15 protein-coding genes and 1 pseudogene are annotated in these 19,930 nt (G+C 67.6%); 10 read left to right on the forward strand and 6 right to left on the reverse strand.

Annotated features, from left to right (window positions below):
* Window positions 1-287: 287 nt before the first annotated feature.
* A complete protein-coding gene (locus VML93_RS12915) occupies window positions 288-1,907 on the forward strand; it encodes a hypothetical protein (RefSeq protein ID WP_325611107.1) in 1,620 nt (539 codons plus the stop codon).
* Window positions 1,908-1,948: 41 nt separating this feature from the next.
* On the opposite strand, the gene VML93_RS12920 is transcribed toward VML93_RS12915, so the two are convergent.
* Window positions 1,949-2,620 carry a response regulator transcription factor gene (locus VML93_RS12920; protein WP_325611109.1) on the reverse strand — a complete coding sequence of 224 codons (672 nt, stop codon included), beginning with the start codon at window positions 2,618-2,620 and terminating at the stop codon, window positions 1,949-1,951.
* Window positions 2,617-3,846 (reverse strand): sensor histidine kinase, encoded by a 1,230-nt coding sequence (locus VML93_RS12925; RefSeq protein WP_325611111.1) that lies wholly within the window; start codon window positions 3,844-3,846, stop codon window positions 2,617-2,619. The genes VML93_RS12920 and VML93_RS12925 overlap by 4 nt, the downstream gene beginning before the upstream one ends.
* A gap of 144 nt (window positions 3,847-3,990) precedes the next feature.
* On the opposite strand from VML93_RS12925, the gene VML93_RS12930 reads away from it, so the two are divergent.
* Window positions 3,991-4,371, forward strand: a complete 381-nt coding sequence (locus VML93_RS12930) for a hypothetical protein (protein WP_325611113.1) — start codon at window positions 3,991-3,993, stop codon at window positions 4,369-4,371.
* Window positions 4,364-7,216 (forward strand): RND family transporter, encoded by a 2,853-nt coding sequence (locus VML93_RS12935; RefSeq protein ID WP_325611115.1) that lies wholly within the window; start codon window positions 4,364-4,366, stop codon window positions 7,214-7,216. The genes VML93_RS12930 and VML93_RS12935 overlap by 8 nt, the downstream gene beginning before the upstream one ends.
* 30 nt (window positions 7,217-7,246) lie before the next feature.
* Here VML93_RS12935 and rpmB read toward each other — a convergent pair whose 3' ends face one another.
* Window positions 7,247-7,441, reverse strand: coding sequence for a 50S ribosomal protein L28 (gene rpmB, locus VML93_RS12940; RefSeq protein ID WP_066930307.1), 195 nt, complete (start codon window positions 7,439-7,441; stop codon window positions 7,247-7,249).
* 150 nt (window positions 7,442-7,591) lie between these two features.
* Entirely contained in the window at window positions 7,592-8,065 is a 474-nt protein-coding gene (locus tag VML93_RS12945) for an RICIN domain-containing protein (RefSeq protein WP_325611118.1), read from the reverse strand.
* A gap of 89 nt (window positions 8,066-8,154) precedes the next feature.
* Here VML93_RS12945 and VML93_RS12950 point away from each other — a divergent pair, with 89 nt between their 5' ends.
* The 3 genes from VML93_RS12950 to VML93_RS12960 are packed head-to-tail and all read left to right on the forward strand — an operon-like array spanning window position 8,155 to window position 12,823.
* Entirely contained in the window at window positions 8,155-9,885 is a 1,731-nt protein-coding gene (locus VML93_RS12950) for a DAK2 domain-containing protein (RefSeq protein ID WP_325611119.1), read from the forward strand.
* Between the two features lie 2 nt (window positions 9,886-9,887).
* The gene (gene recG, locus VML93_RS12955) at window positions 9,888-12,101 is read left to right on the forward strand and encodes an ATP-dependent DNA helicase RecG (protein WP_325611121.1); all 2,214 of its coding nucleotides are present in this window, start codon (window positions 9,888-9,890) and stop codon (window positions 12,099-12,101) included.
* Between the two features lie 8 nt (window positions 12,102-12,109).
* A complete protein-coding gene (locus VML93_RS12960) occupies window positions 12,110-12,823 on the forward strand; it encodes an HNH endonuclease family protein (RefSeq protein ID WP_325611123.1) in 714 nt (237 codons plus the stop codon).
* Window positions 12,824-12,828: 5 nt separating this feature from the next.
* Here VML93_RS12960 and VML93_RS12965 read toward each other — a convergent pair whose 3' ends face one another.
* Together VML93_RS12965 and VML93_RS12970 are read right to left on the reverse strand one after the other, a co-directional pair.
* Entirely contained in the window at window positions 12,829-13,674 is an 846-nt protein-coding gene (locus tag VML93_RS12965) for an aldo/keto reductase (protein WP_325611124.1), read from the reverse strand.
* Window positions 13,675-13,680: 6 nt separating this feature from the next.
* Window positions 13,681-13,837 (reverse strand): annotated as a pseudogene (locus tag VML93_RS12970) (oxidoreductase); the annotation flags it as partial.
* 178 nt (window positions 13,838-14,015) lie between these two features.
* On the opposite strand from VML93_RS12970, the gene VML93_RS12975 reads away from it, so the two are divergent.
* From VML93_RS12975 to VML93_RS12990, 4 genes are all read left to right on the forward strand, one after another.
* Window positions 14,016-15,134 (forward strand): alpha/beta hydrolase, encoded by a 1,119-nt coding sequence (locus tag VML93_RS12975; protein WP_325611125.1) that lies wholly within the window; start codon window positions 14,016-14,018, stop codon window positions 15,132-15,134.
* 87 nt (window positions 15,135-15,221) lie between these two features.
* Window positions 15,222-16,019 carry a DsbA family protein gene (locus VML93_RS12980; RefSeq protein ID WP_325611127.1) on the forward strand — a complete coding sequence of 266 codons (798 nt, stop codon included), beginning with the start codon at window positions 15,222-15,224 and terminating at the stop codon, window positions 16,017-16,019.
* Window positions 16,016-16,669 (forward strand): vitamin K epoxide reductase family protein, encoded by a 654-nt coding sequence (locus tag VML93_RS12985; protein WP_414686347.1) that lies wholly within the window; start codon window positions 16,016-16,018, stop codon window positions 16,667-16,669. Before VML93_RS12980 ends, VML93_RS12985 begins: the two co-directional genes overlap by 4 nt.
* Window positions 16,670-16,712: 43 nt before the next feature.
* Window positions 16,713-19,930: pyruvate carboxylase (locus VML93_RS12990; protein WP_325611128.1), on the forward strand; the 3,218-nt coding region annotated here is incomplete at its 3' end.

Below are 19,930 nucleotides of genomic sequence, written 5' to 3' on the forward strand. Positions count from 1 at the left end.
ACTCCCACAACGAGCACTGATCGCCTAAAGTACGAAACACGATGGCCTCAATCCCTTCCGCAACAAGGGCATTGAGGCCATCTTCCCAGTTCAGCACCATCCGACCGGGGATCAACGCGCCGACTTTTTCAGGTCGAAGTATCTAATGAGGCCAGCCTCGGACCGCCGAGGTGGGTGGCTGGGTTGGTCGGTGTGCTTGCGGTTCTGCGCGGGTTGGCTGGGGCGGTCCGACGCCGGCCCGGGCCGTGGGCTGGTCGAGTGGTTTTGTTGCGGCCAAGCTTGTCATCATGGCTGCGACGCTGACGGTAAACGATCTCCTCGATGGGCATGTGGGTCTGGATATCGAGTGCATGGACCGGGTGTATCTGAACGGCTATCTGCCGAATCTGCAGGTCGGCGGGCAGGTGGTGTCGTTTATGACCGCGCATCTGGGTTATCCGATCCCGTCGCCGGCGATCATGGACAAGATCGGTACCGCGTTTCGGCGGGCGGTGGACCGTTTCGCCGTCGATAGCGAGATCCCGGTGGTGCGGTTTTCCAAGGGCGACCGCAAGATCGATGCGATGCGACCGTATCTGTCTGCCCAGGCGCGCACCGGCCGCTCCGGAGTGGTCGCGATCGGGCTTGCCCAGGAGTTTCAGAATGTGTTCGCCTCGGCCAAACACCTGGGCAACAACGGGGTTCCGTGGTTTTCGTTTTACAAGGCCGACCGGCGGGTGACGTGTTTCTATTTTTATGTCTGGGACGAAGACTTCGGGCCGGCGTTCATCAAGATCTGCGCGTACTTCCCGTACCCGATCAAGGTGTGGCTCAACGGCCACGAGTGGGCCAAACGCCAGGCCACCCAGGCCGGCATCGGGTTCAGCGAGCTGTCCAATGGGTTTGCTGCGTGCGCGGATCCTGCAGCGCTGCAAACCATCTGTGACCGGCTGGGCCCGGGGGCGATCACGGTGTTCTTCCACCGCTGGCTCAGCCGGCTGCCGCTGCCGCTGACCGATGCCGACCGGGCCGCGGGCTACTGGTGGGAACTGTCGATGCGCCAGATCGAAGTCTCGCGCACCCTGGTGTTCGACGCCCCACGCCACGCCCGCGCGTTTTTTGAAGCCCTGGTGGTCGACAATCTCGACATCGGCCGCCCCGACAGCGTGGAACTCATCTTCCACGGCCCCCGACGCCCGGGCCGGCCCCCCAAACTTGACTGCGTGCCCAAGACCAAGGTCGTCACTCGCGGCACCGAGGTCACCGTCAACGCCTTCTACAAGACCTCCCGCATCAAGCAGTATTTGAAAGACGGGCGCGCGCTGCGCATCGAGACCGTCATCAACTCACCCCACGACCTGCGTTGCCAGCGCCGCCTGGTCCATCTCGACGAGCTGGCCGCCCGCGCCCGTGACATCAACCGGCGCCTGCTCGATACTGAACGTGTCGGCCAGGGCTGCGTCCTTGCGAGTCCAGCCTTTGAGCGGATCGCACGGCCCACCCTCACCCAGGATGGCAGGAGGACCCCGGCCCTACGGTTCGGCGATCCTCGGGTCCAGGCCCTGGCCGGCGCCTTATGCACGACGATGCTCGCCGTCACCGGCATCACCAACAAGAGCCTGCGCGCCTTGATGCCCGCACTGCTCGACGGCACCGCCTACACCATGAACCAGGCCAGCTACGACCTGACCCGCTTGCGCGTCAACGGCCTGATCACCCGCATCCCGGGACGCAACCTCTACCACCTCACCGGCGACGGACTGCGGTTCGCGATCTTCTACACCAAACTCCACGACCGCCTCCTGCGTCCTCTGCTGGCCGCCAACCAACCGCCCGCCCCGCAACCATTACGAAACGCGTTGCATACCATCGATATTCACATCACACAAACCATCGAACGGGCCCGACTCCTGCCAAACGCAGCCTGAAAACTCAAGACAACCCTCAAAGAGTTGACAACAAAGGGTCGCTAGCGCGGCGCGACGATGCCGTTGTCGTAGGCATAGACGATCGCCGCGGCGCGGTCACGCAGGTCGAGTTTGCCGAAGATCCGGCCGATGTGGCTTTTGACCGTGACACCCGAGATGCATAATTCATCCGCTATCTCGTTGTTGGAGAAGCCTTTTCCGATCAGCGTGAGCACGTCGAGCTCGCGCGCGGTCAGCTCGGTGATGCCGTTTTCCTTTTCCAGGGGGCCGTGGGCGGCCTTGCGGTAGGTGGTCAGCACGCGTGAGGTCACCGCGGTGTCCAAGTAACTGTCTCCTCGTGCGACGGCCCGCACCGCGCGGATCAGTTCCTCGGCCGAGGAATCCTTGAGCACAAAGCCCGCCGCCCCGGCCCGCAGCGCCCCGGACAGCAGATCGTCCTCGTTGAAGGTCGTCAGCGCCAGCACCGGCGTCACCCCGGCCAGCCGGCGGGTGGCCTCGATGCCGTCGACGCGCTTCATGCGCAGGTCCATCACCACGATGTCCGGCTGGTGCCGGGCCACGGCGTCGGGCACCTCGTCACCGTCGGCGCATTCGGCGACGATGGTGAAACCGTCCTTGCGGCGCAGGATTCGGCGCAATCCGGAACGCACGAGATCCTGGTCGTCGACGAGAAGCACCGTGATCTCCGGCGTTTCCTGGGTGACCGAACTCACGACGTGCACCACCAGGGGTGCCAACCGGTGTTGCCGTCCTCGAGGGGGATCTCGGCGTTCACCGACCACCCGTCGCGGCACGGCCCGGCGTCGATGGCGCCGCCGAGCAACTCGACGCGCTGGCGCATGCCGCGCAGGCCCCGCCCCTCTGGAGAGCCCTCCGAGGACTCGGCGGCCGGCACGGGGGCCGGCAGCTGATTGCTGACGGTGAGCCTCGCTGATGCCGCTGAAATTTCCAGCACCACCGATGATCTGGAATCGGGTGCGTGTTTGGCGATATTGGCCAGCGACTCCTGGGTGATGCGATACAGCGCGAGACCGACCGCGGCCGAGACACGGCTGGTGGGGCCGTCGTTGTGCAGCGTCACGGCCAGGCCTGCGCGCGCGAAATCCTGGACAAGGACGCCGATGTCGTCGATCCCGGGTTCGGGCGCGATCTGCGAGGTTTTCTTCGGGCCGGTGTCGAGAAGCCCGACGGTGCGGCGAATGTCGGCCATCGCCTGCCGGCCGAGCTGCTCGGCCTGTTCGAGCGCCTCGACCGCGTCGTCGACATCGCGATCCTGCTGCAGCGCCCGGCGCGCGCCGGTCACGTGCAGCAGCGTGACGGACAGCGAGTGGGCGATCACATCGTGCACTTCGCGGGCGATGCGCCGTCGCTCGTCGGCGGCGGCGTGCTCGGCCAATGCTTCCTGCGCGTCGATTTGTGCGGCCAGCAGCAGCCGTTGGGTGCGCATCAGGTAACCGATCAGCCAGCCGCCCGACACGAACAACAGATACAGCGCCAACACATCCAGGCGGTGCAGCGCGGACGCGGTGAGCAGCAGCGCCGTCGACGACAGGTAGGCCAGGAAGCCGGGAACGGCGGAGGTCAGCGTTCCGACCACGCCGACCACCAAGACCAGCAGCGCCGGCGCGAAATCGGCGTGAATGGGCGTGGACGTGGCGAACAGCATCACCGCGGTGGCCGCCGACCAGGTGACCCACAGCAGCGCGGGCTTGAACTTCGTATTGAAGAGGAAGAACGCCATCAACGGCGACAAGGCGATCGCGCTCGCGACCAGGACGGCGGGCAGGTCGGCCGGCGGCCGCTGTAGCACCGCGACCGCTCCGCCCAACAGCAAGATGCCGTCGGTGATCAGCACGAACGACCAGGTGATCCCCACCGGGATCACCTCAGTCCGTCGGCGCAGCTGTTCCCGCAGGTAGCGCGCTGCGGCATGAGACATTGTCCAATCCTAAAAGAGCCGGGCATTCCTTCACATCATCCTCAGGTGTGCATTAGGACGGCTCGGCCTCCTACCGTGGTAGGAGCCAAAGACCGAACTTCGGCACGACGCGCGACGGCGGCCCACATTCCTAACGTTCCAGTCATGACATGGAAACTTCTGCACGAGCGCATGGCCTTCATGGCCGAATTGATCCAAGCCGCCGACACGGACCCCGAAGCGGCGCTTGATATGGCCGCCAACGCATCCGAGGTGCCTCGGCTGTTCGGCGACGAGGAGGGGCTGATGCTGTCGTTGCGGCAGCGCTGGCTGACCATGCTGTCCGCAAAGCTGGATCAGGCGGCCTACGAAGGCGTTACGGCCGAACAGGCCAGGGCCGACCTGGCAGCCGCCAATCCGGGGCTGCACGCACTGTTGGCCATCGCTTCCCGGCGATCGCTGCGGCTGCGCGCGCTGTCCCGTGGCGAGCAGCGGGTTATGGAACTGTTCGCCGGATCGCCGAGCGATCGGCAGACCGTTGCGTGACCAGAACAGCAGGCGCTACGCACTTTTGGCCATCGGCCTCTGGGTCCTCGCGGCGGCCGTCGGCAACCTGGTTGTGCCGCAACTGGAGCGGGTCGTCGACTCACATTCTCGCTCCTTCATGCCCGCCCACGCTGCCAGCTCGGTCGCCGCCTCCCGCGCCGCCCAGCTGTTCGGTCAAACCCCCAGCAACAATTTCATTTTCGTGGTGCTGGAACGCCGGGAGGGCACTGCGCCGCTGACGGCACAGGACCGCAAGTTCTACGACGCGTTGACCGCCGCGCTGGAATCCGATCACCGGCACGTGTATGCGGTGACCGACCTGTGGTCACAGCCCGCGACGGCCGCCGGCGCGCAGAGTGCCGACGGGCGGGCGGTCAGCGTGATGGTGCGGCTCGCCGGAATGCTCGGCACCTCCCAGGCGCGCGATTCGGTGAACTCCGTGCGCAACACCGTGAGCGCACTGTCGCCGCCGGCGGGCCTGCAAGCCCACGTCACCGGCCCCGGTGCCACGATCGTCGACGAATTCGCCGCCATCGATCGGCAGATGTTCGGCGTCACCGCGGCGACCGTGGCGCTCATCCTGGTGTTGCTGCTACTGGTGTACCGGTCGCCCGTCGCCGCGGCCATCCCGTTGATGTCGGTTGGCCTGGCCCTGGCCCTCGCGCGTTCTGTCGTTGCCGCACTTGGACTTTCCGGCATGGTCGAGGTGTCGCTGTTCTCGGTGACGCTGATGGCGGCCATGACGCTGGGCGCGGGCACCGACTACGCGATCTTCCTCGTCGGCCGCTACCACGAGGGGCGCCGAAAAGGTGTCGAGCCGAGTCAGGCGTTGCGGGACGCCTACCGCGCCGTCGCGCCGGTGGTGATCGGATCGGCGCTGACCGTGTCGGTGGCGCTGGCATGTCTGGGCTTCGCCGAGGTCGGGATGTTCCGAAGCGCCGGAATACCCTGTGCGATAGGCATTCTCGTCACCATGGTGGCGGCGTTGACGCTGACGCCCGCGCTGATGAACTTGGCGGCAAGCCGCGGGTTGCTGGAACCGCGACCGTCGCGGACCGCTCGGCGCTGGCGCCGCGTCGGAGCCACCGTGGCACGTTGGCCCGGGCCGGTCCTGACCACCGCGGGGGCATTGACTCTGCTTGCGGCGCTGCCACTTTCGGGTCTGCGGGTCGGCTGGAACGAACCCGCTGCCACTCCTTCGGACGCCGACTCCAGCCGTGGCTACGCGGCCACCGACCGGCACTTCGCCGCCAACGCGCTGCTACCTGATGTGGTCACCATTCAGGCCGACCACGATCTGCGCAGCCCGGCCGGGTTGATCGCCATCGAGCGGATCACCCGCCAGGTCATGTCCGTGCCCGGTGTGCGGGCGGTGCAGTCGGCGAGCCGTCCCGACGGCAAGGTGCCCGAGCAGGCGACGCTGAGCTATCAGGCCGGGACCCTCGGCCACCAGTTCAATGAGACCGTCGACTCGTTGACCCAACGGCTGCGCCGCGTCTCCGAACTGGACAGCGCGCTGGCTCAAACCCAAGCGGCGGTGGGCCAATTGGGCACCGGACTGCGCGGCGGCAGCGCGGGCCTGGCCGACATGTCCGCGGCCGCAACCGATATGCGCGCCGGCCTGGACGGCGTGCAACGCTCGGTCACCACCGTGTCGGGCTACCTGGACCCGCTGCGGGACTTCGTGTCCCGAACCCCGGACTGCGCCACGAACCCCGTCTGCTCGACGGTCAACCGCGTGCTGGAACCCGTCGACGGCCTGCTGCAAACCTCGGCTCACCTCGGCGACGGCGCTGCCAAGCTGACCAGCGGGTCCAACACCGCCGCCACCGCGATGGCGAGCCTGCCGCAAGTCGTCGCATCGATGAACAGCGCGCTGACGCAAGCACGTTCGGCCACCCACGACCTGCTGGGGCTGAGCGAGGCGATCGGGCCGCAGCTGCGCCAGTTGACCGAGTACCTCACCGAGATCGACACCCAGTTCCAGGGCAGCGCCGCCGCGGGCTTCTACATGCCGCAGCGAGCGCTGTCCGACCCGCGTTACCTCGCCGTGCTGCACAACCTCGTTTCCGCGGACGGTCGCGCCACCTATCTGTTGGTCTACGGCGACGGCGACGAGTGGGGGAGCGACGGCGCCAATCGGGCAGCGCAGGTGCGCAGCGCGATCAAGGAGGCCACCAAGGAGGGAACGCTGACTCCGACGGGCGTCGATCTGGCCGGTGTCGGGCCCGCGACGGCCGATTTGCAGCGCTCCGTTGCCCGCGACACGGCGTTGCTGGTGGGGTCGGCGCTGGTGCTGATCTTTCTGATCGTGATGACGATGCTGCGCAGCCCGGTCGCCGGCCTGGTGGTCGTCGGCACCGTCGTCGCGTCCTACGCGTCGGCGCTGGGTACCAGCGTGCTGATCTGGCAGTACCTGCTTCATCAGCCACTGCACTGGGCTGTTGCGCCGATCGCGTTCATCGCGCTGATCGCCGTCGGCGCGGACTACAACCTGCTATTGGCGCTGCGGATCAGACAGGAAGCGACAGCCGGCCTCAAGACAGGCATCATCCGGGCGTTCGGCGGCACCGGCGGCGTGGTCACCACCGCGGGCATCGTCTTCGGCATCACCATGCTGGCGTTGCTGGCCGGCAGCGTGCTCAGCATCGCCCAGGTCGGCACCACCATCGGGGTCGGGCTATTGGTGGACACCCTGGTGGTGCGGGCGTTCGTCGTGCCGTCCATCGTGGCGCTGCTGGGCCGCTGGTTCTGGTGGCCGCGGCTGCCGGCGAAAGCGGCGAAGCCGGACAAGCCGGTGCAGCAGTCGGAACCGGCGCTCAGTGGCGCTACCCGCTCGGGGTGAGCTAGGTCACCGCCCGGCGAGGCGCGACCGTCAGCCGCGGACGACCTTGCCGGCCTTGATGCAGGAGGTGCAGACGTTGAGCCGCTTCTTGTTGCCACCGGGGCGCGTCACGACGTGCACGGTCTGAACGTTGGGATCCCATCGACGGCTGGTGCGCCGGTGGGAGTGCGACACCGACTTGCCGAAGCCGGGGCCTTTCCCGCAGATATCGCACACAGCGGCCATTCTGAGCTCCTCAAATCTCATGGGGTCCGGCGAACCTCGAGACACCCTCGAGAAACTTCTGCCGGGACAGCCCGGACCAGCCGGGCCGTCCCAGGATAGCGAGTGTTACGGGCTACCGCCAAAACCGGCGTCGGGTGGCGGCAAGCGCGGTCACCCCACGCTGTCCCACTGTTGCTCGGGTGCGGCGGCGTTGCAAAACCGGGTGGACACCATAGTCCCAGGAACCGGACCGCCCAGAACGGTGAGGCAGGCACCCAACGTTCCCGGCGCCGTGACCAGGCCATCGGGCTGGACAATCCACTTCTGGGTGAACCAATCCAGGCATGGCTGCATGTGCGCGGCCCAACTCTCGCCCGGCGTCGCCAGGCACTGCCCGGGGAAGGCCACGCTCTCCAACTGCCCGACCGGGGTGAGATTCCAGCGCTGGAAATCCGACCCATTGCAGGGGTTGATCAGCGCCGGGGTGAGGTAGTTCCCACTCGGGGCGTCCAGACAAAAATCGCCCAGTCGGCTTTTCAACTGGACCGGGCCGTCGGCACGCGCGACGCCGGCGCTCAGCAGCGCGACACCGAACACTGCGACCAGAGCCCGGCCCACACTGCCTGTCAACCGCGATTCGCGCATTTCACCTCGAGGCTCCCATCTTGGCCCGCCTCGCGCGCCAAAACAATAGGCGACATGACCTGTGCTGTCGCCCTCCCTGGCTAGGCTCAATGCACGAGGAGGTGGGGTCAGCGGTGGGCATTTGCGGCGAACAGGATCGTCTGTTGGACGCGTCCGCCCTACGGGACTGGGCGCACGCCGCCGTGAGCGACCTGATCACCCATATCGACGAGATCAACCGGCTCAACGTGTTCCCCGTCGCCGACGCCGACACCGGCGCCAACATGCTGTTCACCATGCGTTCCGCGCTCGCCGAGGCGGAGGCGGGCTCCGACGGTGGCTTGGCAGTCGGCGACGTCGCCGGGGTTGCGGCCGCCTTGTCGACCGGTGCCCTGAACGGCGCCCGCGGCAATTCGGGCGTGATTCTGTCCCAGATCCTGGGTGGCATCGCCGACGTCACGGCCGCAGCGGCCGCCGACCGCGGCGGTGAACTGCCCGCTATCGATGCCGCCCAGCTGGGCGCCGGGCTGCGGCGTGGTGTCGAGCTGGTCATCACCTCGATGGGGGGAGAAGAGGTCCCGGGGACCATCGTGTCGGTATTGCGGGCCGCCGCCGGCGCCGTCGAGGGGTGTGCCGACGAGGGGCTGGCCCGCGCGCTCACCAGCGCCGGCGATGCTGCGGTCATTGCGCTGGAGAAGACCCCCGAGCAACTTGACGTGCTCGGCGACGCCGGCGCGGTGGACGCCGGCGGACGGGGCCTGCTGGTCCTGCTGGACGCGCTGCGCTCGACGATCACCGGGCCGGCGCCCGCCCGACATGTGTACGAGCCGTCCCCGCGCGCACCGGCCCACCAGCACCAGCAGGTCGCCGCCCAGCGCCCGGCGCCGCAATTCGAGGTCATGTACCTGCTGGGCGATTGCGACGGCGCGGCCGCCGACGCGCTGCGGGACCGGCTGGCGGATTTGGGTGAATCGGTGGCCATTGCCGCCGCGCCGTCGGCCCCTTCAGTGGGAGGTGGCGGCTACTCGGTGCATGTGCACACCGACGACGCGGGCGCTGCCATCGAAGCCGGACTGGCGGCCGGGCAGCTCAGCCGCATCGTGGTCTCGATGCTGAGTTCCGGCGCCACCGGGCTGCCGGCGGGCAGCTGGACGCGGGAACGGGCAGTGCTGGCCGTCGTCGACGGCAACGGCGCCGCCGCGTTGTTCGCCGACGAAGGCGCCTGCGTGCTGCGACCGGATTCGGACGCCGCCGACCCGGCCACCGACATCAGCGCCCACCAGCTGGTCCGCGCCGTGGTGGACACCGGCGCCGCGCAGGTCATGGTGCTGCCCAACGGCTACGTCGCGGCCGGAGAGCTGGTGGCCGGGTGCACCGCGGCGATCGGCTGGGGCGTGGACGTGGTTCCGATTCCGACCGGGTCGATGGTGCAGGGGCTGGCCGCGCTGGCCGTGCACGAACCGGGCCGCGAAGCGGTCGACGACGGCTACACCATGGCCCGCGCCGCCGGCGCCGCCCGGTACGGCTCGGTGCGCATCGCCACCGAGACGGCACTGACCTGGGCCGGCAGTTGTCAGCCGGGCGACGGCCTGGGCATTGCGGGCGACGAGGTGCTGATCGTGGCCGCCGATGTGGGGGCGGCGGCGATCGGCCTGCTCGACCTGCTGCTGGCTTCCGGCGGCGAGCTGGCGACGGTGCTGGTCGGTGCCGCCATCGAAGAAGATGCGACCGACGTCACCGACATCCTGCAAAAGCACGTGCACGACAACCATCCCGGGACCGAACTGGTGGCCTACCGCACCGGCCATCGCGGGGACGCGCTGCTGATCGGGGTCGAGTAGCCGTGGTGACGCTGAGCGATGGGCTGAACTACCTGCTGGGCGCCAAGCCCGCCGGCTCGCTCGAGACCGTGTTCGGCATCCGGACCGTCGAGGACCTGCTGCGGCACTACCCGCGCAGCTACGTCGTGGGGGCCGCGGTCCGCGGGGCCGAAGATGAGCCGCCGGAAACCGGTCAGCACATCACCATCGTCGACACGATCACCGACACGGAGACGTTTCCGATGCGGAAGAACCCGCGAAAGATGTGTCACCGCATCACCGTCGGATCCGGACGCGGCAAGATGACCGCCACGTTCTTCAACGCGAACTTCATCAGGAAGGACCTCGTCAAGGAGACGAAGGTGATGCTGTCCGGGGAGGTCGGGTACTTCCGGGGGGCCATGCAGTTGACGCATCCGGCGTTTCTGATCCTCGACTCGCCGGACGGGAAGACCCACGGCACTGTGTCGCTCGCGAAAATCGCCTCCGCCTCGCAGGCCTCGCGCGGCGAGTTCACGATCGGGGACTTCGAGCGCCGCTTCTTCCCGATCTACCCGGCCAGCTCGAAGCTGCAGAGCTGGGAGATTTTCCGGTGTGTGCGCCAAGTGCTGGACGTGCTGGACCCGATCGAGGATCCGCTGCCCCCGGAGCTGGTCGCCGAGCGTCACCTGATGTCCGAGGACGAGGCGCTACGCGCCATCCATATCTCCGAGGACGAGGCAGTGCGTCGGCGCGCCCGCGAGCGCCTGACCTTCGACGAGGCCGTCGGCCTGCAGTGGGCGCTGGTGGGACGACGGCACGGAGAACTGGCGAGTTCGGGACCGCCCGCACCGCCGGGCCCGTCCGGTCTGGCCGCAGAGCTGTTGCGGCAGTTGCCGTTCGAGCTGACGGCGGGACAGCGCGAGGTGCTCGACGTGTTGTCCGACGAGCTCGCGCTGACCCGCCCGATGAACCGCCTGCTGCAGGGCGAGGTCGGCTCGGGCAAGACGATCGTCGCGGTGCTCGCGATGCTGCAGATGGTCGACGCGGGCTACCAGTGCGCACTGCTGGCGCCTACTGAAGTCCTTGCGGCGCAGCATCTTTTGTCGGTGAACACGGTCCTGGGCCCGCTGGCGATGGGTGGCCAGCTGGGCGGCTCGGACAACGCCACCAGGGTGGCGCTGTTGACCGGTTCGATGACCGCCGGGCAGAAGAAGCAGGTCCGGGCCGAGATCGCGAGCGGCCAGGTCGGCATCGTCATCGGTACCCACGCGCTGCTGCAGGACGCGGTGGAGTTCCACCACCTGGGCATGGTGGTCGTCGACGAGCAGCACCGCTTCGGCGTGGAGCAGCGAGACCGATTGCGCGCCAAGGCACCTGCGGGCATCACGCCGCACCTGCTGGTGATGACGGCCACGCCGATACCCCGCACGGTGGCGCTCACCGTCTACGGCGACCTGGAAACCTCGACCCTGCGCGAACTCCCGCGCGGACGACAGCCCATCACCTCCCGGACGATCTTCGTCGGGAAGCAGCCCAGATGGCTCGATCGCGCGTGGCAGCGCATCGTCGAGGAGGTCGCCGCGGGCCGGCAGGCCTATGTGGTGGCGCCCCGCATCGACGAGGCTGACGAACCTGGCAAAGAGGGCGATAAGCCATCTGAGACGGCCGAGGGGCTGTTCGCCCGCTTGCGCGACGGCGAGCTGGCCAACCTGCGGCTGGGGCTGATGCACGGCCGCTTGGACACCGACGAGAAGGACGCCGCGATGGCGGCGTTCCGCGCGGGCGACATCGACGTGCTGGTCTGCACCACCGTCATCGAGGTAGGCGTCGACGTGCCCAACGCGACGGTCATGTTGGTGATGGACGCCGACCGGTTCGGGATCAGCCAATTGCATCAGCTGCGCGGCCGCATCGGCCGCGGCCGGCATCCCAGCCTGTGCCTGCTGGCCAGCTGGGTCTCGCAGGGGTCGTCCGCCGGCAAGCGCCTCACGGCGGTCGCCGACACCCTCGACGGGTTCGCCCTGGCCGACCTGGACCTCAAGGAGCGCCGCGAAGGCGACGTCCTGGGTTACCAGCAGTCCGGCAAACGGCTTACGCTGCGACTGCTCTCGCTGCACGACCACCTGGAGGTCATCCTCGCCGCCCGGGAATTCTGCGCGTCGACGTACGAGCACGCGATTTCGTACCCAGGTTTGACCATGCTGGCAGCCCGATTCACCGATACTGACCGCATCGAGTATCTGGACAAGTCATGAGACAGGTCATGAACCGCAAAGTGTTGCTGTGGCTGTCGGTGGTCGCGCTGCTCGCGGTGGTGGTGGCCTACCAGACGCTGGGCTCGTCGTCGGCCAGGCGCGCCAGTGAGTTCGCCGCACGCGCCGACGTCCCGACGGTCGCGCCCGGTACCGATGTGCTCGCCGGAATCGTCGTGCTGCCGCAGCGGCTGCACCGCTATGACTACCGCCGGGCGGCCTACGGCGACGCCTGGGACGACAACAACGACGCCCCGCTCGGGCACAACGGCTGCGATACCCGCGACGACATCCTCAACCGCGATCTCGTCGACAAGACCTACGTGCCCACCAAGCGGTGCCCCGACGCGGTGGCCGCCGGCACCCTGCACGACCCGTACACCAACATCACGGTGATGTTCCAGCGCGGCGCCAAGGTCGGCGAATCGGTGCAGATCGACCACATCGTCCCGCTCGCCTACGCCTGGGACATGGGTGCCTACGGCTGGCCGCAACCCCAGCGGCTGCGTTTCGCCAATGACCCGGCTAACCTGCTCGCCGTCCAGGGCCAGGCCAACCAGGACAAGGGCGATTCGCCGCCCGCGTTGTGGATGCCGCCGAACACCGCGTTCGCGTGTCAGTACTCCATGCAGTTCATCGCGGTGCTGCGCGGTTACCAGTTACCGGTGGATCAGCCGTCGGCCGACGTGCTGCGCCGGGCCGCGGCTACCTGCCCGACCGGGTAACCCGATTACGAGCCGTCGTACGTCTCCGGATCCGGGCGCAGCCGGGTGCCGTCGTTGAGGCCGTTGATCGCGTCCATGTGATCGGCGGTCAACTCGAAATCGAAAACGTCGAGGTTGGAGGCGATGTGCTCGGGTTCGGCCGACCGGAAGATGACCGCATTACCCAGCTGCAGGTTCCATCGCAGCAGGATCTGTGCGGGTGTCTTGCCGTATTCGGCGGCGACCGAGGTCACTGTCGAGTTGTCCATCAGCCTGCCCAGCGCCAGCGGGGTGTAGGACTGCGTGACGACGTTGTGCTGCGCATTGGCTTTGCGCATCTCGTCTTGGTTGAGCAGCGGGTGCAGCTCGATCTGGTTGACCGCCGGGGTGACGAAGGTGAGCTCGGTGACTATCTGCACGTGCTCTTCGGTGAAGTTGGACACGCCGATCGAGCGGGCCTGCCCCCTGGCCTGACATTGGATCAAGCCGCCGAAAGAATCCGGATACTGACCAAGCGACGGGGCCGGCCAATGGACGAGGTAAAGGTCGACGTACTCGAGGCCCAGCCGTTCCAGGCTGGCTTCGCAGGCTCCCTGCGCAATGGTGAAACCCTGGTCGGCAGTGGCCAGCTTGGTGGTGACGAACAGCTCCGCACGCGGAATCCCGGAGGCCGCGATCGCGCGGCCGACGGCGGCTTCATTGCCGTAGGCCGTGGCGGTGTCGATGAGCCGGCAGCCCATTTTCAGCGCGGCTGACACCGCGCGTTCGGCTTGCTCGTCGGAAAGTCCCGCGACGCCGAGGCCGAGCACCGGCATGGTGTTCTCGTCATTGAGAGCTATGGAAGGGACGGCGGCGCCCGACTCGCCAGTCAACGTCATTCACCTGCCTGTGGAATTAAGGGTTCGTGGGTCGTGACCAAGCTTTCCTTGGCGCTCAGCTCGCGCCGACTTGGCGAACCACGATATTACCGAGTTGAATATGCCACCTAAGCAACACCTGGGCGGGTGTCTGCCGACATTTTTCGGTAACCTGCGTGGCCGTGCGGCCCCGAGGCCGGATCTTGCCGGTTTGGTCACCACGTAGAGTTGGTCGCGGGGCACGTCGGAAATCGGCAACAGTTCGCCCGGTCTGGGGCGCAGCGCCGCAGTTACCGACGGCGGGTAGCGAATGACCGCCGTTCCGAGTGGCCAATGGACCGCAGAAGGGGTCAGCCATGACAAAGAGTCTGCCAGGCGCGCCGGCTCTCAACCTTGGGGCAAAAGCCGCGCCGATGCGGTGGACGAGCCGCTTACAGGGCAAGATCGCCACCGTCGGGACCAAGGTCATTCCGTGGATCCCGGATCCCGCCAAGCGGGCGCTGTCGGGTGGTCGTTCGGTGATCGTCGACGGCAACACGCTCGATCCCACCCTGCAGCTGATGCTGCAGGGTCTGCGCCTCGCCGGCATCGACGGCCTGGCCGTGGACGACGACCCGGCCGCCTCCCGCGCCCAGATGCGCGAGACGATCCTGCAGCTTCCCGGCCCGCAGATCCACGTCGACGTCGACGAGCTGTCGATACCGGGCCCCGCAGGTGACATCCCGGCTCGCCACTACCGCCCCGCCGGCGACGCGCCCGCGCCGCTGCTGGTCTTCTACCACGGGGGTGGCTGGGCGATCGGCGACCTGGACACTCATGACGCCCTGTGCCGGTTGACCTGCCGCGACGCCGGTGTCCACGTGCTGTCGATCGACTACCGGCTGGCGCCCGAGCATCCGGCACCGGCCGGGCTGGACGACGCCTACGCCGCCTTCCTGTGGGCCCACGAGCACGCCGCCGAGCTCGGCGCGATTCCGGGGCAGGTCGCGGTCGGCGGAGACAGCGCGGGAGGCAACCTGGCGGCGGTGGTGTGCCTGCTGGCCCGCGATCGGGGCGGGCCGCTTCCGGTGCTGCAGTGGCTGCTCTACCCGAGGACCGACTTCACCGCACACACCCGGTCGATGAGCCTGTTCGCCACCGGATTCTTCCTGACCAAGCGGGATATGGACTGGTTCCACGCCCAATATCTGCGGGGCACGGACTTGGATCCGGCAGATCCGCGGTTATCGCCGTTGCTGGCCGACTCGCTGTCCGGGCTGCCGCCGGCGCTGATCTCGGTCGCGGGGTTCGACCCGTTGCGCGACGAGGGCGAGAGCTACGCGACGGCGCTGCGGGCGGCCGGCACTCCGGTCGACCTGCGTTACATGGGCTCGCTGACGCACGGCTTCACCAATTTGTTCCCGCTGGGAGGCGGCAGCGCTGAGGGCACGACCGAGCTGATCTCGGCGCTGCGAGCGCACCTGACCCGGGTCTGAGCTTGCTGTTCGCCGGCGCCGGTACTCTAGAGGCGCCGCCGCCCTATTGCGGTCGGGACAAGCAGACACCGAAGGATCAGCAAACCTGTGGCCGACAAAAAGAAGCGTCCCCAGCAGCGACTCGACCTGAAGAACCCGGACGGCAAATTCGGCCGGTTGATCCAGATCGGGGGCACCGCGATCGTGGTGATCTTCCTGGTCTCCGTCGTCTTCTACATCGTGACGTCGAACAAAGACAAGAAGCCGCCCACGCCGGCCGCCGGCGCCGGCCAGGTGGACACGGTGCGGGTGCAGACGGACAAGCTGGTCACCAAGCCCGGGACGACCGACCCCAAAGCCGTGATGTTGATGTACGAGGATTTTCTCTGCCCGGTCTGCGGTGATTTCGAGCGGTCCTTCGGGCCGACGGTGGCCAGGCTGATCGACATCGGCGCCATTGCCGGCGACTACGCAATGTTGGCCATTCTCGATGACCCAGTGACCCACAACGACTATTCGTCACGTGCGGCCGCAGCGGCCCTGTGCGTGAACGACGAGTCCAACGACGCGTTCCGCCGTTTCCACACCCACCTGTACAAAAAGGGCGTCCAACCCGCCGAGGGCAGCCGCAGCTTTCCGGACAACGCGTGGCTGATCGAAAACGCGCGCGAGTCCGGTGTCAATGTCGGGCCCGGCGCCAAGGTCCCGGACTGCATCAACAGCGGCAAGTACCTCGGCAAGGTCGCCGGGGCCGCCGCGGCCGCCAAGGTGAGAGAAACCCCGACGATCCTGATCAACGGCGAGCGGTATTACCCGTCGAATCCGCAGGATCTCGTCGCCAAGATCAAGGCGATCGTGGGAGACGTGCCGGGCATTGACACGGCCGCCGCTCCCGCGGCGTCGTGACCGCTTCGGCGGCGGCCGAACCCGGCGAAGCAACGGCCGAGGCGCCAGTTGCGGCCCGCTCGGCGCGGGTGCCCGCGAGCAGCGCCTGGGCTGTGCTGATCGCGGGGGTGGTCGGCTTGGCGGCCTCGCTGACGCTGACGGTGGAAAAGATCGACATCCTGATCAACCCGTCGTATCGGCCGTCGTGCAACTTGAACCCGATCCTGTCGTGCGGTTCGGTGATGGTCCGGCCGCAGGCGTCGGTACTGGGGTTTCCCAACCCGCTGCTGGGCATCGTCGCGTTCACCGTGGTGCTGGTAACCGGGGTGCTAGCGGTATCGAAAGTCGCTCTGCCCCAATGGTATTGGGTTGGCCTGCTGATCGGGACCCTGGCCGGTGTGGGCTTCGTGCACTGGCTGATCTTCCAGAGTCTGTACCGCATCGGAGCGCTGTGCCCGTACTGCATGGTGGTCTGGGTGGTCACCATCTCGTTGCTGGTGGTGGTCGCGTCCATCGTGTTTCGTCCGTTGCTCGAAAGCGGTACCAGCCGGGTCAGCGCGGTGGGACGGGTGTTCTACCAATGGCGATGGTCGTTCGCGACGTTGTGGTTCACTGCGGTGTTCCTGCTGATCATGGTGCGATTCTGGAACTATTGGTCGACACTTCTGTAAACGTGCCGAAAGCAAACGCGACGGCGAGGGCAAGGGGCCGCAGATGATCTCGAAAGTGCTGGTGGCCAATCGCGGCGAGATCGCGATCCGCGCCTTTCGGGCGGCCTACGAGCTGGGTATCGCCACGGTGGCCGTCTATCCGTACGAGGACCGCAATTCGCAGCACCGGCTCAAGGCCGACGAGTCCTACCAGATCGGCGAGACCGGTCACCCGGTGCGCGCCTACCTGTCGGTCGACGAAATCGTCGACACCGCGTTGCGCGCAGGCGCCGACGCGGTCTACCCCGGCTACGGCTTCCTGTCGGAGAACCCGAATTTGGCCGCGGCGTGCGCGGCCGCGGGCATCACCTTCGTCGGCCCCGGCGCCGACGTGCTGCGCCTGACCGGAAACAAGTCCCGGGCCATCGCCGCGGCGCGCGAAGCCGGCCTGCCGGTACTGAGGTCGTCGGCACCGTCGGCCTCGGTCGACGAGCTGGTGTCGGCCGCGACGGCAATGCGGTTTCCGTTGTTCGTCAAGGCGGTTGCCGGTGGTGGTGGGCGGGGCATGCGCCGGGTCACCGACCCCGCCGCGCTGGCCGAGGCGATCGAGGCAGCCAGCCGAGAAGCCGAATCCGCGTTCGGGGACCCGACGGTCTACCTCGAGCAGGCGGTGCTCAAGCCGCGCCACATCGAGGTGCAGATTCTGGCGGACAACTACGGCAACGTGATTCACCTCTACGAGCGCGACTGCAGCGTGCAGCGCCGCCACCAGAAGGTCATCGAGCTGGCGCCCGCACCGAACCTGCGCCCCGAGTTGCGCGACAAGATGTGTTCCGACGCCGTCGCTTTCGCCCGGCACATCGGCTACAGCTGCGCCGGTACGGTGGAGTTTCTGCTGGCCGAAGACGGCGAGTACGTCTTCATCGAGATGAATCCGCGCATTCAGGTCGAGCACACCGTGACCGAGGAGATCACCGACGTCGACCTGGTCTCCAGCCAGTTGCGCATCGCCTCCGGGGAGACACTCGACGGCCTGGGTCTGCGGCAGGAGGACATCCGGCCGCACGGCGCGGCACTGCAGTGCCGGATCACCACCGAGGACCCGGCCAACGGCTTTCGGCCCGACACCGGCCGGATCAGCGCGCTACGTACCCCCGGCGGTGCCGGAATCCGCCTGGACGGCAGCACCAACCTGGGCGCCGAGATCAGTGCACACTTCGACTCCATGCTGGTCAAGCTGACCTGTCGGGGCCGCGACCTCGCTACCGCGGTGGCGCGGGCGCGCCGGGCGATAGCGGAGTTCCGGATCCGCGGGGTCTCGACGAATATCCCGTTCCTGCAAGCGGTTCTGGACGACCCCGACTTCCAGGCCGGCCGCATCACCACGTCGTTCATCGACGAACGACCGCAATTGACCACCGCGCGCGCGTCGGCCGACCGCGGCACCAAGATCCTCAACTATCTGGCCGATGTCACCGTCAACCATCCGCACGGCGCGCGGCCGGCCACGGTGTACCCGCACGACAAGCTGCCCGACATCGATCTGGAGGTGCCCCCGCCCGCCGGGTCCAAGCAACGTCTGGTCGAGCTGGGGCCGGAGGGTTTCGCGCGTTGGATGCGGGAGTCGCCGGCGGTGGGCGTCACCGACACGACGTTCCGGGACGCCCACCAATCGCTGCTGGCGACCCGGATACGCACCAGCGGCCTGGTGATGGTGGCGCCGTATATCGCGCGCACGGTGCCGCAGCTGCTGTCCATGGAGTGCTGGGGCGGTGCGACGTACGACGTGGCGCTGCGCTTCCTCAAAGAGGATCCCTGGGAGCGGCTGGCAGCGCTGCGTGAGGCGATGCCCAATATCTGCCTGCAGATGCTGTTGCGGGGCCGCAACACGGTCGGTTACACGCCGTATCCGGAACTCGTCACGTCGGCGTTCGTAGCAGAGGCGACGGCCACCGGCATCGACATTTTCCGTATCTTCGACGCGCTCAACAACGTCGAGGCGATGCGCCCGGCCATCGACGCTGTGCGCGAAACCGGTTCTGCGATAGCGGAAGTCGCGATGTGCTACACGGGTGATCTGGCCGATCCAGGCGAGAACCTCTACACCCTGGACTACTACCTGAAGCTGGCCGAGCAGATCGTGGACGCCGGCGCGCACGTGCTAGCCATCAAGGACATGGCCGGGCTGCTGCGGCCGCTGGCGGCAAAGGCGTTGGTGGGTGCGCTGCGCAGTCGCTTCGAGCTGCCGGTGCACGTGCACACTCACGACACTCCGGGCGGTCAGCTGGCGAGCTACGTGGCCGCCTGGCAAGCCGGCGCCAATGCCGTCGACGGCGCGGCCGCCCCGATGGCCGGAACCACCAGCCAGCCCGCGCTGAGCTCGATCGTCGCCGCCGCCGCGCACACCGACTACGACACCGGCCTGTCGCTGTCCGCGGTGTGCGCGCTGGAGCCCTACTGGGAGGCGTTGCGAAAAGTGTACGCGCCCTTCGAATCCGGCCTGCCCGGGCCGACCGGCCGGGTCTATCGGCACGAGATCCCGGGCGGCCAGTTGTCGAACCTGCGTCAGCAGGCCATCGCGCTGGGGTTGGGAGACCGGTTCGAGGAGATCGAGGATGCATACGCCGGTGCCGATCGGATACTGGGCAGGCTGATCAAGGTGACCCCGTCCTCGAAGGTGGTCGGTGACCTGGCACTGGCGCTGGTCGGCGCCGGGATAACCGCAGACGAATTCGCTTCCGAACCAGCACGATTCGACATCCCGGAATCGGTGATCGGGTTCCTGCGCGGCGAACTGGGTGACCCGGCCGGCGGCTGGCCCGAACCGCTGCGGACGGCGGCGCTGGCCGGCCGCGCGCCCGCCAAGCCCACCCAGCAGCTGACGGCGGGCGACGAGGCCGCGCTGTCCTCGGCCGGACCCGAGCGGCAGGCCGCCCTGAACCGCCTGTTATTTCCCGGCCCGACAAAGGAATTCGAGGAGCACCGGGAGAACTACGGCGACACATCGCAATTGTCGGCCAATCAGTTCTTCTACGGCCTGCGGCAAGGCGAAGAGCACAAGGTGAAGCTGGAGCGCGGCGTCGAGCTGCTGATCGGGCTGGAGGCCATCTCCGAACCCGACGAGCGCGGCATGCGGACGGTGATGTGCATCATCAACGGGCAGTTGCGCCCGGTGCTGGTGCGCGACCGCAGCATCGCGAGCGCGGTCCCGGCCGCCGAGAAGGCCGACCGCGGCAATCCCGGACACATCGCCGCGCCGTTCGCCGGGGTGGTCACCGTGTC

It is taken from the genome of Mycobacterium sp., from assembly GCF_035499775.1.
Lineage (GTDB): Bacteria > Actinomycetota > Actinomycetes > Mycobacteriales > Mycobacteriaceae > Mycobacterium.

Bases quoted from the DNA above. Each gene is read 5' to 3' on its own strand.
- VML93_RS12915 (WP_325611107.1), top strand. From the start codon at position 288: ATGGCTGCGACGCTGACGGTAAACGATCTCCTCGATGGGCATGTGGGT.
- VML93_RS12925 (WP_325611111.1), bottom strand. From the start codon at position 3,846: ATGTCTCATGCCGCAGCGCGCTACCTGCGGGAACAGCTGCGCCGACGG.
- VML93_RS12930 (WP_325611113.1), top strand. From the start codon at position 3,991: ATGACATGGAAACTTCTGCACGAGCGCATGGCCTTCATGGCCGAATTG.
- rpmB (WP_066930307.1), bottom strand. From the start codon at position 7,441: ATGGCCGCTGTGTGCGATATCTGCGGGAAAGGCCCCGGCTTCGGCAAG.
- VML93_RS12945 (WP_325611118.1), bottom strand. From the start codon at position 8,065: ATGCGCGAATCGCGGTTGACAGGCAGTGTGGGCCGGGCTCTGGTCGCA.
- VML93_RS12950 (WP_325611119.1), top strand. From the start codon at position 8,155: ATGCACGAGGAGGTGGGGTCAGCGGTGGGCATTTGCGGCGAACAGGAT.
- VML93_RS12960 (WP_325611123.1), top strand. From the start codon at position 12,110: ATGAACCGCAAAGTGTTGCTGTGGCTGTCGGTGGTCGCGCTGCTCGCG.
- VML93_RS12975 (WP_325611125.1), top strand. From the start codon at position 14,016: ATGACAAAGAGTCTGCCAGGCGCGCCGGCTCTCAACCTTGGGGCAAAA.